General features: G+C 57.7%; 19 protein-coding genes. 4 read left to right on the top strand and 15 right to left on the bottom strand.

What is annotated here, in order from left to right:
- Nucleotides 1-158: 158 nt before the first annotated feature.
- The 4 genes from SCU88_RS02505 to fklB form a co-directional block, all read right to left on the bottom strand.
- On the bottom strand, nt 159-794 hold the full coding sequence (locus SCU88_RS02505) for an ATP-binding cassette domain-containing protein (protein ID WP_175341560.1): 636 nt from the start codon (nt 792-794) through the stop codon (nt 159-161).
- Nucleotides 778-1,557, bottom strand: a complete 780-nt coding sequence (locus SCU88_RS02500) for an ABC transporter permease (RefSeq protein WP_138095478.1) — start codon at nt 1,555-1,557, stop codon at nt 778-780. Before SCU88_RS02500 ends, SCU88_RS02505 begins: the two co-directional genes overlap by 17 nt.
- A 9-nt stretch (nt 1,558-1,566) precedes the next feature.
- A complete protein-coding gene (locus SCU88_RS02495; RefSeq protein WP_175341561.1) occupies nt 1,567-2,304 on the bottom strand; it encodes a substrate-binding domain-containing protein in 738 nt (245 codons plus the stop codon).
- A 142-nt stretch (nt 2,305-2,446) separates the two neighbouring features.
- Nucleotides 2,447-3,067, bottom strand: a complete 621-nt coding sequence (fklB, locus tag SCU88_RS02490) for an FKBP-type peptidyl-prolyl cis-trans isomerase (protein ID WP_138095476.1) — start codon at nt 3,065-3,067, stop codon at nt 2,447-2,449.
- A gap of 263 nt (nt 3,068-3,330) precedes the next feature.
- On the opposite strand from fklB, the gene SCU88_RS02485 reads away from it, so the two are divergent.
- Entirely contained in the window at nt 3,331-3,954 is a 624-nt protein-coding gene (locus SCU88_RS02485; RefSeq protein ID WP_138095475.1) for a LysM-like peptidoglycan-binding domain-containing protein, read from the top strand.
- Nucleotides 3,955-4,019: 65 nt separating this feature from the next.
- Here SCU88_RS02485 and rplI read toward each other — a convergent pair whose 3' ends face one another.
- Genes rplI through rpsF form a run of 4 tightly spaced genes read right to left on the bottom strand, consistent with a single transcriptional unit; the run spans nt 4,020 to nt 5,468 of the window.
- Nucleotides 4,020-4,469: a 50S ribosomal protein L9 gene (rplI, locus tag SCU88_RS02480; RefSeq protein WP_138095474.1), complete on the bottom strand. Its 450-nt coding sequence runs from the start codon at nt 4,467-4,469 to the stop codon at nt 4,020-4,022.
- A 41-nt stretch (nt 4,470-4,510) separates the two neighbouring features.
- Nucleotides 4,511-4,738, bottom strand: a complete 228-nt coding sequence (gene rpsR / locus SCU88_RS02475) for a 30S ribosomal protein S18 (RefSeq protein ID WP_000135199.1) — start codon at nt 4,736-4,738, stop codon at nt 4,511-4,513.
- Between the two features lie 4 nt (nt 4,739-4,742).
- Nucleotides 4,743-5,057 carry a primosomal replication protein N gene (priB, locus tag SCU88_RS02470; protein ID WP_138095473.1) on the bottom strand — a complete coding sequence of 105 codons (315 nt, stop codon included), beginning with the start codon at nt 5,055-5,057 and terminating at the stop codon, nt 4,743-4,745.
- Nucleotides 5,058-5,063: 6 nt separating this feature from the next.
- On the bottom strand, nt 5,064-5,468 hold the full coding sequence (rpsF, locus tag SCU88_RS02465) for a 30S ribosomal protein S6 (RefSeq protein ID WP_175341562.1): 405 nt from the start codon (nt 5,466-5,468) through the stop codon (nt 5,064-5,066).
- A 323-nt stretch (nt 5,469-5,791) separates the two neighbouring features.
- On the opposite strand from rpsF, the gene SCU88_RS02460 reads away from it, so the two are divergent.
- The gene (locus SCU88_RS02460; RefSeq protein ID WP_138095471.1) at nt 5,792-6,004 is read left to right on the top strand and encodes a hypothetical protein; all 213 of its coding nucleotides are present in this window, start codon (nt 5,792-5,794) and stop codon (nt 6,002-6,004) included.
- A gap of 4 nt (nt 6,005-6,008) precedes the next feature.
- On the opposite strand, the gene yjfP is transcribed toward SCU88_RS02460, so the two are convergent.
- On the bottom strand, nt 6,009-6,734 hold the full coding sequence (gene yjfP / locus SCU88_RS02455) for an esterase (RefSeq protein ID WP_138095470.1): 726 nt from the start codon (nt 6,732-6,734) through the stop codon (nt 6,009-6,011).
- Nucleotides 6,735-6,929: 195 nt separating this feature from the next.
- Between yjfP and bsmA the strand changes: the two genes are divergently transcribed.
- A complete protein-coding gene (bsmA, locus tag SCU88_RS02450) occupies nt 6,930-7,259 on the top strand; it encodes a biofilm peroxide resistance protein BsmA (protein WP_175341563.1) in 330 nt (109 codons plus the stop codon).
- A 124-nt stretch (nt 7,260-7,383) separates the two neighbouring features.
- Nucleotides 7,384-7,659 carry a DUF1471 domain-containing protein gene (locus tag SCU88_RS02445; RefSeq protein ID WP_138095468.1) on the top strand — a complete coding sequence of 92 codons (276 nt, stop codon included), beginning with the start codon at nt 7,384-7,386 and terminating at the stop codon, nt 7,657-7,659.
- A 62-nt stretch (nt 7,660-7,721) separates the two neighbouring features.
- Here SCU88_RS02445 and SCU88_RS02440 read toward each other — a convergent pair whose 3' ends face one another.
- The 6 genes from SCU88_RS02440 to SCU88_RS02415 all read right to left on the bottom strand — a co-directional run bounded on the left by SCU88_RS02440 (nt 7,722) and on the right by SCU88_RS02415 (nt 15,034).
- A complete protein-coding gene (locus SCU88_RS02440) occupies nt 7,722-9,356 on the bottom strand; it encodes an isovaleryl-CoA dehydrogenase (protein ID WP_138095467.1) in 1,635 nt (544 codons plus the stop codon).
- A 177-nt stretch (nt 9,357-9,533) separates the two neighbouring features.
- Complete coding sequence (gene rlmB / locus SCU88_RS02435; protein WP_175341564.1) at nt 9,534-10,265, bottom strand: 23S rRNA (guanosine(2251)-2'-O)-methyltransferase RlmB; 732 nt, start codon at nt 10,263-10,265, stop codon at nt 9,534-9,536.
- Nucleotides 10,266-10,353: 88 nt separating this feature from the next.
- Nucleotides 10,354-12,795 carry a ribonuclease R gene (gene rnr / locus SCU88_RS02430; RefSeq protein WP_138095465.1) on the bottom strand — a complete coding sequence of 814 codons (2,442 nt, stop codon included), beginning with the start codon at nt 12,793-12,795 and terminating at the stop codon, nt 10,354-10,356.
- A gap of 38 nt (nt 12,796-12,833) precedes the next feature.
- Nucleotides 12,834-13,259, bottom strand: coding sequence for a nitric oxide-sensing transcriptional repressor NsrR (nsrR, locus tag SCU88_RS02425; RefSeq protein ID WP_138095464.1), 426 nt, complete (start codon nt 13,257-13,259; stop codon nt 12,834-12,836).
- Nucleotides 13,260-13,434: 175 nt separating this feature from the next.
- Entirely contained in the window at nt 13,435-14,733 is a 1,299-nt protein-coding gene (locus SCU88_RS02420; protein WP_138095463.1) for an adenylosuccinate synthase, read from the bottom strand.
- A gap of 103 nt (nt 14,734-14,836) precedes the next feature.
- Nucleotides 14,837-15,034 (bottom strand): DUF2065 domain-containing protein, encoded by a 198-nt coding sequence (locus SCU88_RS02415; protein WP_138095462.1) that lies wholly within the window; start codon nt 15,032-15,034, stop codon nt 14,837-14,839.
- Nucleotides 15,035-15,050: the final 16 nt, after the last annotated feature.

Raw genomic sequence — 15,050 nt, 5'->3', positions numbered from 1 at the left:
AAGTTATTCTCATTTCGCGAAATGACTCACAAAAATACCCCTGACGGGGGCATTTGCAAAATAAAATTATCTTTTCGCAGAAAAATTGAAACGAAACTTCGGATTTGGCAGGGATATTGTCCGGCGCGCCATGGACAGCGCGCCGCAAGACGGGGCAATCAATAATGACGCGTCTGGCGGCAGTCCGGCAGCAGTCGCCCCTGATGCAGATGCCAGCACTGTTCCGCCAGTGCCCTGGCCTCACGGGGTTCATGGGTGACCAGCACCAGAGCGGTGGCGCCGCCACGCAGTTCGCGAATCACGCGCCAGAGCCGGGTCCGGGTCGCCCAGTCGAGGCTGGCAAAAGGTTCATCCAGCAGTAGTAGCGGCGGGCGGGAGATCAGCGCCCGGGCCAGCGCTGCCCGCTGCCGCTCGCCGCCGGAGATCTGTCCGGGGTAGCGATCTCTCAGATGCTCAATCTCCATCTGCACCAGCACCTGCCGCCTGGCCAGGGGACATAAAGGCTGGCCCGCGGCATACTGCGCCAGTCTGAGATGTCCGTCCAGCGTCAGCCAGGGGAAGAGCCAGAGCTGTTGATCCAGATAGCGACAGGGGCGGCGCCAGGGCGGTAGCCGCGCTACGCTACGGCCATCAATCTCCACCGCTCCACGGCTGGAGATCATACCGGCAATCGCCTTCAGCAACGTCGTCTTTCCGCTTCCCGAAGGACCACAAATCGCCGCAACCGAACCTGCGGGCACCCGCAAACTGATCGGCTTCAGCACACCTGCGGACAGATTATCCACGCGCAGCACTGCGGCTTTCCCCCAGATATTGCAGGCCGCGCAACACCAGCAGTAGCACACCCGCCAGCAGTATCAGCGCCAGCGCGCAGCCAATGGCCCGCGAGAAGTCCCCGGTCGCGATATTCAGATAAACCGCGACCGGCAGCGTTTCGGTTTTCAGTCTGACGGCGCCTGCCAGCATCAGCGTGGCGCCAAACTCGCCGCAGGCCCGGGAAAACGCCAGTACGCAGCCGCTAAGCAGCGACGGCCAGCACAGGGGAATTTCTACCAGTATCAGTGTCTTCAGCGGCGTCAGCCCCAGGTTCTGCGCCGTCAGCAGATAGCCGCTCTCAATCGCGCTGAAAGCGCCGCTGGCCGCACGCAGAAGGATCGCGCTGGCGACGTAGGTCTGGGCGATGATGACGCCTGCTGGCGAAAAGAGCAGACCAGACAGTACGGGAGAGAACGGCCCCTGCTGCCCCAACAATAACAGTAGCCCCAATCCGACGACCAGCGGTGGCGTAACCAGCGGCAGGTCAAGCAGCACATTAACGAGGCCGCGACCTGGGAAGTCGAGCCGCGTAAGCGCCCAGGCCGCCGGAACGGCGATAATCAGCGCCAGCAGCAGTGAGCAGCTGGACGTTGCCAGTGAAAGCAGCAGCGCAAAGCGCAGTTCGGGATCGCCGGACATACTCCGGAGTATGCCCGGCTCCAGTTGGAAAATCAGTGAACAGAGCGACCCTGCCACCAGCAGCAGCATCACTCCTAAAGGAAACAGCGCCAGCTTTGCCAGAAGACCCCCTTACTGCGCTGGCGCCAGAAAACCCGCATCGAGAAACGCCTGACGTCCCTGGGGCGACACAAAGCGTTCGGCGAGCTGGCGGGCCAGTCGGGGATCGGTGCTGGAAGAGAGCAGAGTCAGCGTGGCTACCTCTTCAGGCCCACCGGATGGAGAAGGCAGAATCACCAGACGGTCACGATGTTTTAGTGCATCGGAGCGCCCCAGAATGGCCGCGTCCACATCACCGTTCAGCAGGTAGATCACCAGTTGTTTAATGGTGGCCGTGCGCACCACCACCCGGCTACGCAGCGCGTCTCCTGTGCCGGAGGCGTCAAGCAACTGTTCGCCGCTCTTCCCCAGGGCAATCGCACTGGCGTCGCCCATTCCCAGAGTCAATGAGCTGGCAGCCAGATCCTGAAGCGAATGAATTCCCTCAGCTCTGTCTTTACGTACCGCCACCACCGGGATATGGCGCGCAACGGGGAAAGAGGCGATCGCATTGCCACGCAGCTCATTGATATAAGCCGCCGAGCCAGCCAGGAAAAGATCGCCCTTCCCCGTGAGTCGATACCGGGCCAGGATCTGGCCAGATCCGCCATATTCGACAAGCACCCGGTTCCCGGTTTCCTGTTCAAAACGGCTTACCACCGCCTCCACCGGTTTTCGTAATCCGGCTCCCGCATAAAGATGGAGTTCGGCGCCATAAAGCGGCGAGACCAGCAAAGCCAGTAACAGAAAGCGTAAAAAGAAATGGGTCATCCTGACCTCCGGAAGAGATAGAGTCGGTATATATCAATATATATAGCGATTAATGCAATCACGGAAAATAAAGATCGGGGTGGCGGTCACAAACAAAAAGAGGCGGACCAGTGGCCCGCCTCTTTTGTATCGCGCTGTGCTGTTACAGGATATCCAGCAGCTCGACTTCAAACACCAGGGTGCTGAACGGCGGGATAGCCGCGCCCGCGCCACGCTCGCCGTAGGCCAGCTCGTAAGGAATCGCCAGTTCCCATTTGGAGCCGACCGGCATCAGGGTCAGCGCTTCAATCCAACCTGCGATCACGCCGCTTACCGGGAATTCAGCCGGTTCGCCGCGGGCGACGGAGCTGTCGAACACGGTACCGTCAATCAGCTTACCGGTGTAGTGAACGCGCACGTGATCCTGACGGGAAGGGATAGATCCTTCGCCCTGAGTGATAACCCGGAACTGAAGGCCAGACTCGGTGGTGCTGACGCCTTCTTTCTTCTGGTTCTCTTCCAGGAATTTCTGGCCTTCCTCCGCCATGGCCTGCTGGCGCTCGCGACGTACGCCGTCCGCACGCTCGTGAACTTCGCGCAGGGCGCGATGAACCACGTCTACCGGTACTGCCGGTGCGTTCCCTTCCAGCGCATCGCGCAGGCCAGCCAGCAGAGCTTCCGGCAGCAGACCCTGCAAACCGGACTCGCGCAGCTGCTGGCCCACCTGTAAACCAATACCGTAACTTGCTTGCGCCTCTACGCTTTCAAAAGAAGGGGTCGTCATGGCTTTTCCTTTTTTATTGCGGTTTATGAAAATTAGCGGGCAGCATATCAGCCAGGCCGCGTCGGGTAAAATGCTCATCGGTGATGACAAATCAGCGCGAAAGAGAAACAATAGCGGGAATACGGTCACGGAACCTTACATTGCTACCTGCATCAAGCAGTTAGCAGGCTATACTAAAGGACAGACGTGGCGCCATCAGGCTATGCCACGCAGACATCGGGAAACGGCATGGTGCAGACATTTTTCACGGAGCAGGAGGTCGCATGCCAAAGCGAGTCGTAAACAACCCCATTCTGGCGCGGATTTGGCACGCCCCGGACCAGGTACGCCTGATGGATCCCCTACCGCCCATGCATCGCCGCGGTATTATTATTGGCGCGCTACTGATCGTTATTGGCATTCTGCTGCCGGGTTCCAAACCGGCCCCTGAAGCCGATCGCGACTCCCGCGAAGCGCAGTTGCATATGAATAATGATGCCCCTGCCCCCATGCCTTCCGTGGTAAATAACCGCGGCAGCGGATCCGCACAGCCCAGCCAGCCCGCTACGCTGCCGACGGAGTCCGCCCGGGTTCAGGAGCAGGATGAAAGCCAGGCCCCCATTCCTTATCAGAATAACGATATCGAGCAGCAGTGGCGCAGCTATCGCGTGGAGTCAGGCAAAACTCTGGCCCAGGTTTTCCGTGACCACGGACTGCCGCCAGCCGACGTTTACGCTATGGCGAAGGTTGAAGGGCAAGGCAAACCGCTAAGCAGCCTGCAACAGGGCCAGGTGGTGAAGATTCGCCAGAATGCAGGTGGCGTGGTGACCGGTCTGACGGTCGAGGGCAGCGAACAGCAGGTGCTGTTTACCCGCCAGCCGGATGGCAGCTTCCTGCGGGTACGCTAACCTCGAATCTGAAATGAAAAAGCCGACCCTGAGGTCGGCTTTTTTACTTAAACGAAACGCGTCGCTTATTCAGCAACCACGTTCACGTTCAGCTTAGCGAATACTTCGCTGTGTACCTGGAAGCTAACTTCGTGCTCACCGGTAACGCGCAGAACGCCTTCCGGCAGACGAACTTCGCTCTTGGCCACTTCAACGCCAGCTGCGGTAACAGCATCAGCGATGTCGCGAGTACCGATAGAACCGAACAGTTTGCCTTCGTCGCCCGCTTTGGACGCGATGGTCACAGAGCCCAGCGCATTGATTTTCTCTGCGCGAGCTTCAGCGGCCGCCAGAACGTCAGCCAGTTTGGCTTCCAGTTCAGCGCGACGCGCTTCAAAGAACTCGATGTTCTTTTTGGTTGCCAGGACAGCTTTGCCCTGAGGAACCAGGAAGTTACGTGCGTAACCCGCTTTAACATTTACCTGATCGCCCAGGCTACCCAGGTTTGCTACTTTATCAAGCAGAATAACTTGCATTACCTTATCCTCTCAAAGTCGTATTAATGGACCGTGGCCGATTACTGATGACGATCAGTGTACGGCAGCAGAGACAGGTAGCGCGCGCGCTTGATAGCACGAGCCAGCTGACGCTGGTATTTTGCACGGGTACCGGTGATACGGCTCGGGACAATCTTACCGCTTTCGGTGATGTAGTTTTTCAGCGTTGCGATATCTTTATAGTCGATCTCTTGAACGCCTTCCGCGGTGAAACGGCAGAACTTGCGACGACGGAAATAACGTGCCATTTGGCTAGTCTCCAGAATCTATCAATTCAATCTGCTCGGCATGCAGTACCAGTTTATTGAGGCCATTTCGCGCCTGATGGCAGCTGAGAAAGCCATGAACAATAATATGCGTGCCGACCGTTATACTGTGAGTAATGGCCTGGTTGTCCTGCCCGCTAACAATAACCGGCATTCTGCACCACGCCTGCCGGTGAAAACCGGCTTCCTCCTGCACGGAACGATGCTCAAGCACGAACTGGCAGTGAGGAATTCCTGACGGACTGACCTTTCGAAGGGGCTCCCGACACACGGTACCGGATAGCGCCAGACGGTTGGCCATCAGTAATTACTCTTCAGAATCCCCAGCATTAGAGGCTTCAGCGTTGTCGCTGGTAGAAGCGCTATCTTCACGACGCTGTTCGCGACGCTCATCTTTCGCTTTAACCATCGGGGAAGCTTCAGTCACAGCCTGCTTGGTACGCATGACCATGCTGCGGATAACGGCATCGTTGAAGCGGAAGCTGGTTTCCAGCTCATCGATCGCTTCCTGCGGAGCTTCCACGTTCAGCAGAACGTAGTGTGCTTTGTGCAGTTTGTTGATCGGATAAGCCAGCTGACGACGGCCCCAGTCTTCCAGACGATGGATCTGGCCTTCAGCACCAGTGATAACACCGGTGTAACGCTCGATCATGCCCGGAACCTGTTCGCTCTGGTCAGGATGGACCATAAAAACGATTTCGTAATGACGCATCGATTTTGCTCCTTACGGATTATTCAGCCTCCTGTCTGGGTCAGCCGGGGCCCGGGGAGGCAAGGAACGTGTTTAGATCGGCTGAAAAATTGACGCGCCATTCTACTGGTAACCGGCTACAAACTCAACGCCGCGCAGCAATAAAAAGGTGAAATAAAGGCACGCATCGCCACACTGCCGCTCCTGGAGAAATCTACAATTAATAACATTAGTGATTATACCGTTGCGTTATCGGGTAACCAGGGACAAAACGATCGTCGGTTCACAGCGGGCAAGGCGCCGTGGAAAAGGAGCCTGCTCACGCAGTAGTGGAGCGCATCATCATGAAAACATTATTTTTTATTATCGTCACGCTGATGCTTATTGTGTCCGCGCCCGTTACCGGCGCCATCAGCGCCCAGTCGCCTCAGGCGCTGGCACGCGATATGGATGACGTCCAGAGCCTTGGGGTGATCTACATTAATCGTCATAGCGCCAGTGAAGCGCCCGAAGAACAGGAACCGCCTGAAGTCGTCTCACCCGCTGAAATGCTGTGAGCCCCTACAGATGCTGCCCGAAAAAATCCACCGTGCACGCCAGCGCTTCTGGCGTGATGCGGTGTCGCACGCCCTGCTGCCATTCGCAGCGCAAGTTACCGTCCAGCCCTTGCTGTATCAGCGCCTGCTGGAGCCTTAGCGTCTCTACGGCGGGCACCACATCATCCTCTTCGCCATGCCAGAGCAGTAACGGGCGCGTTGCCAGGCTCGCCAGTTGATGCCCCACGTCATAGGCCGCCAGCGCGGCGATGGCGCGCTCAACGTTGCCGACGGGCGGAAACAGCGTATGCGCCAGCGTCATATAGTAACCCGAACCCATCAGGCTGGCGCCGCAGCGCAGTTGTGGATGACGGGCCAGCAGGCCCAACGCGGTCATGCCTCCCATAGAGGCACCGCCAACGCCCAGACGCCCTTCAGCCACCAGCCCCCGGTCTTCCAGCTCGGCGGCCAGCGCCGGAAACTCCTCAAAGTTACGCAACAATATCTGCCAGAAACGACCCAGCCGCCCTTCCGCATCCCCGGAAAACCGTTCACCGTGATCGAAAGCGTCGGGCATGACGACCCGAAATCCCGCCTGAGCCAGCGCTACGGCGAAATAGCTATAAACCAGTTTCGATGAGGTAAACCCATGATAAAAAATCAGGGTGGGCAGCGGCCGGTTTGCTTGCCCGGCAGGTGCCGCGCGCAGCACGCTTATGTCCGCCAGGCGGTCGGTTTCAATCTCAATCATTTTGGCATCCCGTTGTCTCAGCGCTCTGACACTGACTTTCGCGCAATGCCCAACGACTGGCAAGATGTGTTACGTAGTGGGTGATCAATTGTTGCCAAATAGTAATCCGAAGCCGCTCAGGTTAACAGAATTGCGATCCTGTCCCTGGTGATACCGCATCTACTGGCTACAATAATTCCTAAAAGGAAATGAACGATGTTTATACGATGGTCTGCATCCGTGCTACTGGCACTCTCTCTGACAGCCTGTTCCGTGCTTCAGGGAACGCCGCAGCCACCGCCGCCGGTAAGCGATCACCCCCAACAAATTCAGCGCTATCAGACTCAGGGGTTGCAAAGAATCGGTTCGGCGAGCGTTATCGTTCGGGGGGCCCCCTCGGACGGCGAAGCTGCCATCTATAACAAGGCCGTGGCCGCTGGCGCCGATTTCTACGTTATCGTCATGAATGATGAAACGGTGGTGCCAGGACAGTGGCACGTACAGGCGACTCTGTACCGTGATCCAGGACACGTGCCCTTTTCTTAGTCTTACACGTCTTTGCACGCACTTATCCGTTTCGTGTGCACAATGGAAGCCAGACCTGCGGCAACAAAGGACGAAGTGAATCAAGGAAGACCCTAAGACCGGGGTATATGAAAAGGAGCTGCTTATGACACGAACGCTGGCACTACCCGCCGTACTGTCGTCTGTCGGGCTGATCACCCCCTTTGCGCGCTCCGCTGAAGAAGCGCGCGCCGACCGGGTGACCGGCCTGAATGAGATAGGCACCATCTGGGTGAACGCACTCAGTGAAGATATGCAGGATATGGAACATATTGTGGCGCAGAAGGCGGATGAACGGGGCGCCTCTTACTATCGTATTGTTCGGGTGCAGGAAAATCAGATCCCGGACAACTGGCGCGTGCAGGCGATACTCTATGCCTGAACCGTCGACTCCCTGACAACGGCCCCGTTCACTCATCTGACCGGGCCGTTCGTTCCCCTCTGTTAGCACACACCTCCCGATGCCCGCAGCAGTAAATTGCCAAGCTGGCGCTCTGGCAGCAGCGTATCGCCACGCGGATCGAGCCGTATTCTGCACCAGGCTTCGGCCAGCGGCGGCGAAAGGTGGCGCAGCAACTGGGCACCGCTTGCCAGTAGCGCCAGCTGTCGGGTTATCGTCCGGCCATACTCTTCGCGCGGATTGGTGAGACGCCGCTGGAGCTGACGCCAGGCGCGATCGAAATGGCGACTCTGCCCTTTGACCTCATCAAACTCCACTTTTAACATCTCTATCATACCGCTCTGGGTGGCGAGCGCCCGCAGCACGTCAAGGCACATGATATTTCCAGAGCCTTCCCAGATACTGTTGACCGGCATTTCACGGTAGAGACGCGGCAGTTCGCTCTCTTCACAGTAGCCGATGCCCCCCAGCGCTTCCATCGCCTCGGCCACGAAGGGGATGCCATCTTTACAGAGGGTAAACTTGGCCGCCGGGGTAAACAGCCGCCGCCAGGCACGCTCCCGCTCGTCATTTCCCCCTTCCCACGCCCGGGCCAGCCGGAACAGGAAGGCGGTTTGCCCTTCCAGAATCAGCGCCATGCGCCCCAGCGTCTGGCGCATCAACGGCTGGTCAATCAGGTTCTTTCCGAAGGCCTGACGCTGATGGGTATGATACAGCGCAATGGAGAACGCCCGGCGCATCAGGCCATGGCTGCCCAACGCGCAGTCGAAACGCGTCATGCCGCCCATCTCCAGAATCCGTCGAACCCCTTCCCCCTCTTCACCGATAAGCCAGCCTGCGGCATCCTGAAATTCGACTTCAGCGCTGGCGTTAGAACGGTTACCCAGCTTGTCTTTCAGACGTTCCATACGAATGGCGTTACGCTGGCCATCCGGCAGGAAGCGCGGCACGAAGAAGCAGGAAATGCCCCCTTCTGTCCGGGCCAGGACCAGATGGGCATCGCTCTGCGGCACTGAAAAGAACCATTTATGGCCCACCAACCGGTAGGCCTCTCCAGGGCCGCGCTGTTCAAAAGGGGTGGCCTGGGTGGTGTTGCTCAACACATCAGAGCCACCCTGTTTTTCGGTCATTCCCATCCCAATCAGTAATCCGCGTTTCTGGCCACCGGGCAGTAGATGAGCATCGTAGCGATCGCTCATTAACGGTTTGCGCCAGTCGGCAAAGACCGCTGGCAGGTGGCGCATCAGTAACGGTGTGGCGGCCATGGTCATGGTCACAGGGCAGAGCGTTCCCGCCTCCACCTGGGCATGCAGCATAAAGCGTGCCGCCCGGGCCACGAAGGCGCCTTTACGGACATCTTCCTGCCACGGCAGGTTGTGCACCCGGTTAGCGCACAGCCCCTGCATCAGCAGATGCCAGGCCGGATGAAAGCGCACGTCATCCAGACGCTGCCCACTGGGATCGTAGCGCAGCAACTCGGGGGGATTAGCATTCGCCAGCCTGCCAAGCTCCAGCGATTCGGCAGTGCCCAACTGCTGGCCGATACTGGCGAGCACGTCGACATCCCAACCGCCCCCCTCACGATTAACCGCATCGAGCAACGGGCAGTCAGACAGAAAGAGGTTGCTGTTGTGTAACGGAGTGGGTTGATTAAACACGGTGTGAGTGTGCCATTGCATCACAGGAATCCCTCCATAAATGTGGCTATGGCTTAAGTATGGACGGTACAGCGGGCTTCGCGCGAGCGGAGTCAGGAAAATTGCGGAACGTCGGGCAACTGACCCGGGCGATACAGCAGGTCAGGGAGGGGGGGAGAAAAGCACCCTCACCTTAAGTCGTGAGGGTGCCAGTCGCTATCAGCCGCGCTGTCTGACGGCTTCGAACAGACAGACACCGGTCGCGACCGATACGTTAAGCGACGAGACGCTGCCCGCCATAGGGATGCTGATCAGCTCATCGCAGTGTTCACGGGTCAGGCGGCGCATGCCTTCGCCTTCCGCGCCCATGACCAGCGCCAGCGGCCCCGCCAGCTTACTCTGGTAGAGCGTATGGGAGGCTTCACCTGCGGTTCCCACAATCCAGATATTCTCCTGCTGGAGCATACGCATGGTGCGGGCCAGATTGGTCACGCGGATCAGCGGAACAGTTTCTGCTGCGCCACAGGCGACCTTTTTCGCCGTAGCATTCAACTGGGCGGAACGATCTTTGGGAACGATAACCGCATGCACACCAGCCGCATCGGCGCTGCGCAGACAGGCGCCCAGGTTGTGCGGATCGGTAACGCCGTCCAGGATCAGCAGAAAAGGCTGTGGTACGGCGGCGATCAGATCCGGCAGATCGTTTTCCTGATACTGGCGCCCGGGGCGAACCAGCGCAATGATCCCCTGATGCACCGCGCCATCGGACTTCTCGTCCAGCCACTGACGGTTGGCCATCTGAATCACCACTCCCTGCGCTTCGAGCGCCTGGATCAGCGGGTGCAGACGCTTGTCGTCGCGCCCTTTCAGGACAAAGACCTGCAGAAAGCGTTCCGGCGCGCGTTCCAGCAGGGCCTGAACGGCGTGGATGCCATAGATGGTTTCACTCATGAAGACTACTCGTTTACATTCTGTTTAATGAACTACCCCTCTCCCCACAGGGGAGAGGGGCTCAGAGGACGATGCCTCAGTGGGGGGCTCAGTCCGCCTTCTTCTTCGCACGTTTCTCTTTCGCAGCGGCGGCTATCTTACGGGTTTTCGCGGACGGCTTTTTGCCTTTCTTCCCTTTATCCGATTTCTTCCCGGGCTGGCTTTCCGCCTTTTTCCCGTCACGGAAAGCACTGTCCGGCTCGAAGTTCACCCGACGACTGGCATCACGACGTCCGCCGCTTCTCCCTTTGCCGGTATTCTTCTTCGCCTTATCGCGCGCGGTCTTGCCCGCGCCGCGCACGACGCGCTGGCTGGAGATCAGCGAGAAGTCGATCTTACGTTCGTCCATATTGACCGCTTCAACCTTCACTTCCACCCGATCGCCCAACCGGTAGGTCTGACCGCCGGATTCACCGATCAGACGCTGACCCACCTGGTCAAAGCGGTAGTAGTCATTATCAAGCGAGGAGACATGTACCAGACCGTCGATAAACAGCTCATCCAGCCGTACGAAGAAACCGAAGCCGGTCACGCTGGAGATCACGCCGTTAAAGACATTGCCCACCTGGTCCAGCATAAAGTCACACTTCAGCCAGTCCGCCACTTCGCGGGTGGCTTCGTCAGCCCGACGCTCGGTCAGCGAGCAGTGATCGCCCAGTTGCAGCATCTCTTCCATGCTGTAGTGCCAGCTACCGGTCTGCCCCGCATGGGTCTGTTCATTACGCTGCTTTTCCAGCAGGTACTTAATGGTGCGATGCAGCAGCAGGTCGGGATAGCGGCGAATCGGCGAGGTAAAGTGACCGTAAGAAGAGAGCGCCAGCCCAAAGTGACCACGGTTTTCCGGATCGTAGATCGCCTGTTTCATAGAACGCAGCAGCATAATCTGCAGCATTTCGTGATCGGGACGATCGGCAATGGAGTCCAGCAGCGCCGCATAGTCGCCCGGCTGCGGCTTATTGCCACCCGGAAGCTCCAGACCCAGTTCCGACAGTACCGAACGGAACGCCGTAATCGCTTCAGTTGTCGGACGATCGTGCACCCTGAACAGCGCGGGCTCTTTATGTTTTTCCACAAAACGCGCCGCCGAAACGTTAGCGAGGATCATGCACTCTTCGATCAGCTTATGGGCGTCGTTGCGCTGGGTTTGCTCAATACGCTCGATGCGACGCTCGGCGTTAAAGATAAACTTCGCCTCTTCGCTCTCGAACGAAATGCCGCCGCGCTCGCCGCGAGCCTGTTCCAGCGTCTTGTACAGGTGATGCAGCTCTTCAATAGGCTTCACCAGCGGCTGATACTGTTCGCGCAGTTCGCCATCGCCCTGCAGGATGTGCCACACCTTAGTGTAGGTCAGACGGGCGTGGGAGCTCATCACCGCTTCATAGAATTTATACGACGAGAGATTGCCGCGCGCGGAGATGGTCATCTCGCATACCATACACAGGCGGTCCACCTGCGGGTTCAGCGAGCAGAGACCGTTAGAGAGCACCTCCGGCAGCATCGGCACCACCTGAGAGGGGAAGTAAACCGACGTACCGCGGCTACGCGCCTCTTTATCCAGCGCCGTGCGCGGACGCACGTAGTAGCTTACATCGGCGATGGCGACCCACAGGCGCCAACCGCCGCCGCGTTTTTTCTCACAGTAAACGGCGTCGTCAAAATCTCGGGCGTCTTCACCGTCGATGGTGACCAACGGCAGATCGCGCAGATCCACTCGACCCTGCTTGGCCGATTCCGGTACCTGCTCGCTCAGGCCCGCGACCTGCGCTTCTACCTCTTTAGGCCATACGTAAGGAATATCATGGTTGCGCAGGGCGATATCCACCGCCATACCGGTCCCCATATTGTCGCCCAGGACTTCGACTATCTTACCCACGGCCTTGGTACGCCGCGTCGGGCGCTGGGTCAGTTCGACCACTACCACAAAGCCCATGCGCGCGCCCTGAATCTCTTCAGGTGGAATCAGGATGTCAAAGCTCAGGCGGCTGTCGTCCGGTACCACAAAGCCGACCCCGGCTTCGGTAAAGTAACGTCCGACGATCTGGCCGGTACGCGGCTCCAGCACTCGCACGATACGCGCTTCGCGGCGCCCTTTACGATCTGCGCCCAGTGGCTGGGCCAGCACTTCATCGCCGTGAATACAGCGCTTCATCTCTTCGGATGAAAGATAGAAGTCGTCTTTGCTTCCTTCGGCTCTCAGGAAGCCATAGCCATCACGATGGCCGATAACCCTGCCCTTCACCAGGTCAAGGCGCTCCGGCAGCGCATAGCACTGACGACGGGTAAAGACCAGTTGTCCGTCGCGCTCCATAGCGCGCAGACGGCGACGCAGCGCCTCTTCCTGCTCTTCGCCTTCAATATTCATTTCACGGGCCAGCTCATCGCGGCTGGCCGGTTTTTCGCGTTTAGACAGGAGATCGAGAATGAATTCACGGCTGGGAATTGGGTTGGTGTATTTCTCGGCTTCTCGTTCCTGAAATGGATCTTGTGACATTGCGGTTCCTCCGTTGTCATCCGCTGGCGGAATTTTCGTCATTCCACCAGCAATAATTTGTATAACGGCTGGTTTTCTTCCACTAAATCGGCCAGCGTGTAGTTATCCAGTTCCTGAAGGAAGCTTTGCACCGCCCGTGAGAGCGCCTGTTTCAGACGACAGGCCGGTGTGATATGACAAAACTCGCTACTGCAGTTAACCAGAGTCAACGGCTCGAGATCGCGAACGACATCGCCCACGCGGATCTCATGCGCCGCTTTGCCTAACCGGATACCGCCGTTCTTACCGCGCACGGCGGTAACATAGCCGGCGCGGCTAAGCTGATTGATGATCTTCACCATATGATTACGGGAGACACCATACACCTCAGTCACTTCTGAAATGCTGGTCATACGCCCCTCCGGCAAAGCCGCCATATAAATTAAAGCTCGCAGGCCGTAATCCGTAAAACTCGTTAACTGCACATAAACCTCGGGTAAAGGGAGGGAAAACGCTCTTTATTTACAATGATGATAAACCAGCCGACGGCCTGGCCGCTAATTAATTTGGGCGTACCTGGCTGAAAGTGGGTTATATGGTGGACGGGAATATGAGGAATGGGCAGACCATGTCGGGCGCGTGACCGCGCCCGATCTTTGATTATGCGTCGTACGGGTCGCGCAGAATCATGGTTTCGCTACGGTCCGGGCCGGTAGAGATAATATCCACAGGAACCCCGGTCAGCGCTTCGATGCGCTCAATGTAGTTCAGCGCAGCCTGAGGCAGCTGGTTACGATCCTTCACACCGAAGGTGCTCTCGGACCAGCCCGGCATGCTTTCGTAGATCGGCTCAATACCATCCCAGTTTTCAGCCGCCATCGGCGTGGTGGAGACTTCACGGCCGTCCGGCATACGGTAAGCCACGCAAATCTTCACCTCTTCCAGACCGTCCAGAACGTCCAGCTTGGTCAGGCAGAAACCGGACAGCGAGTTGATCTGTACGGCACGTTTTACCGCCACGGCATCCAGCCAGCCAGTACGGCGGCGACGACCAGTGGTGGCGCCAAATTCGTTACCCTGCTTACACAGGTACTCACCCACATCGTCAAACAGCTCGGTCGGGAACGGACCGGCGCCCACGCGGGTGGAGTATGCCTTCAGGATACCCAGCACGTAGTCAACGTAACGCGGCCCCAGACCAGAGCCGGTGGAAACGCCGCCAGCGGTGGTGTTGGAAGAGGTCACGTAGGGATAGGTACCGTGGTCGATATCCAGCAGCGTGCCCTGCGCGCCTTCAAACATAATGAAGTCGCCACGCAGACGCGCCTGATCCAGCAGGTCGGAAACGTCCACCACCATGCTGGTCAGCAGATCGGCCACCGCCATCGCATCGTCCAGCACTTTCTGGTAGTCCACCGGAGAGGCTTTGTAGAAGTGCTCCAGTTGGAAGTTGTGATATTCCATCACCTCTTTCAGCTTGCTGGCGAAGGTCTCTTTATCGAACAGATCGCCAACGCGCAGACCGCGACGGGCCACTTTATCTTCATAGGCCGGACCGATACCACGACCAGTGGTGCCAATAGCTTTGGCGCCGCGCGCTTTTTCACGAGCCACGTCCAGCGCAATGTGGTAGTCCAGGATCAACGGGCAAGCTTCGGATAACAGCAGACGTTCGCGAACCGGAACACCGCGATCTTCCAGCTCTTTCATCTCTTTCAGCAATGCTTCAGGAGAAAGCACCACACCGTTACCGATGATGCTGATGACGTTCTCACGAAGAATACCTGATGGAATAAGATGGAGGACGGTTTTTTCACCGTTAATGACCAGCGTATGACCTGCGTTGTGACCGCCCTGATAGCGCACAACATATTTGGCCCGTTCAGTCAGAAGATCAACAATTTTGCCTTTACCTTCGTCACCCCATTGGGTGCCCAGTACGACGACGTTGTTACCCATTTTTCAATATCACCGTTTGCTTAAAAATGGATTCTACCATCGGTTTTGCAGATGTTCAGCTCCTTTTGGCTATAAAAACGCGCATGTTATGCCAGTTTTTTCATCAGACAATCGTTTTCCTCAACATGTAGTAGATGACGATGCCGGCAACCACAAGAGCGCCGCCATAACGTCTTAATATTCCATCAGGCAACTGGGTTATGCTGCCGATCATTCGACGCCACAGACCGGGAAACAGCATCGGGCCAAGGCCTTCCAGCACCAGTACCAGCGCCAGTGCGGTCAGAATTGTTGCGTTCATTCGCTTTCCATCACAT

The sequence above is a fragment of the Jejuibacter sp. L23 genome, from assembly GCF_050815825.1.
GTDB classification, from domain to species: Bacteria; Pseudomonadota; Gammaproteobacteria; order Enterobacterales; family Enterobacteriaceae; genus Jejubacter; species Jejubacter calystegiae.
Note: the sequence above shows the minus strand (reverse complement) of the source record. Positions and strands in the feature narration are given on the sequence as shown.

Coding starts and splice junctions, on each gene's coding strand:
- SCU88_RS02495 (WP_175341561.1), bottom strand. CDS start 2,304: ATGACCCATTTCTTTTTACGCTTTCTGTTACTGGCTTTGCTGGTCTCG.
- fklB (WP_138095476.1), bottom strand. CDS start 3,067: ATGACGACCCCTTCTTTTGAAAGCGTAGAGGCGCAAGCAAGTTACGGT.
- SCU88_RS02485 (WP_138095475.1), top strand. CDS start 3,331: ATGCCAAAGCGAGTCGTAAACAACCCCATTCTGGCGCGGATTTGGCAC.
- rplI (WP_138095474.1), bottom strand. CDS start 4,469: ATGCAAGTTATTCTGCTTGATAAAGTAGCAAACCTGGGTAGCCTGGGC.
- rpsR (WP_000135199.1), bottom strand. CDS start 4,738: ATGGCACGTTATTTCCGTCGTCGCAAGTTCTGCCGTTTCACCGCGGAA.
- priB (WP_138095473.1), bottom strand. CDS start 5,057: ATGGCCAACCGTCTGGCGCTATCCGGTACCGTGTGTCGGGAGCCCCTT.
- rpsF (WP_175341562.1), bottom strand. CDS start 5,468: ATGCGTCATTACGAAATCGTTTTTATGGTCCATCCTGACCAGAGCGAA.
- SCU88_RS02460 (WP_138095471.1), top strand. CDS start 5,792: ATGAAAACATTATTTTTTATTATCGTCACGCTGATGCTTATTGTGTCC.
- yjfP (WP_138095470.1), bottom strand. CDS start 6,734: ATGATTGAGATTGAAACCGACCGCCTGGCGGACATAAGCGTGCTGCGC.
- bsmA (WP_175341563.1), top strand. CDS start 6,930: ATGTTTATACGATGGTCTGCATCCGTGCTACTGGCACTCTCTCTGACA.
- SCU88_RS02445 (WP_138095468.1), top strand. CDS start 7,384: ATGACACGAACGCTGGCACTACCCGCCGTACTGTCGTCTGTCGGGCTG.
- SCU88_RS02440 (WP_138095467.1), bottom strand. CDS start 9,356: ATGCAATGGCACACTCACACCGTGTTTAATCAACCCACTCCGTTACAC.
- rlmB (WP_175341564.1), bottom strand. CDS start 10,265: ATGAGTGAAACCATCTATGGCATCCACGCCGTTCAGGCCCTGCTGGAA.
- rnr (WP_138095465.1), bottom strand. CDS start 12,795: ATGTCACAAGATCCATTTCAGGAACGAGAAGCCGAGAAATACACCAAC.
- SCU88_RS02420 (WP_138095463.1), bottom strand. CDS start 14,733: ATGGGTAACAACGTCGTCGTACTGGGCACCCAATGGGGTGACGAAGGT.
- SCU88_RS02415 (WP_138095462.1), bottom strand. CDS start 15,034: ATGAACGCAACAATTCTGACCGCACTGGCGCTGGTACTGGTGCTGGAA.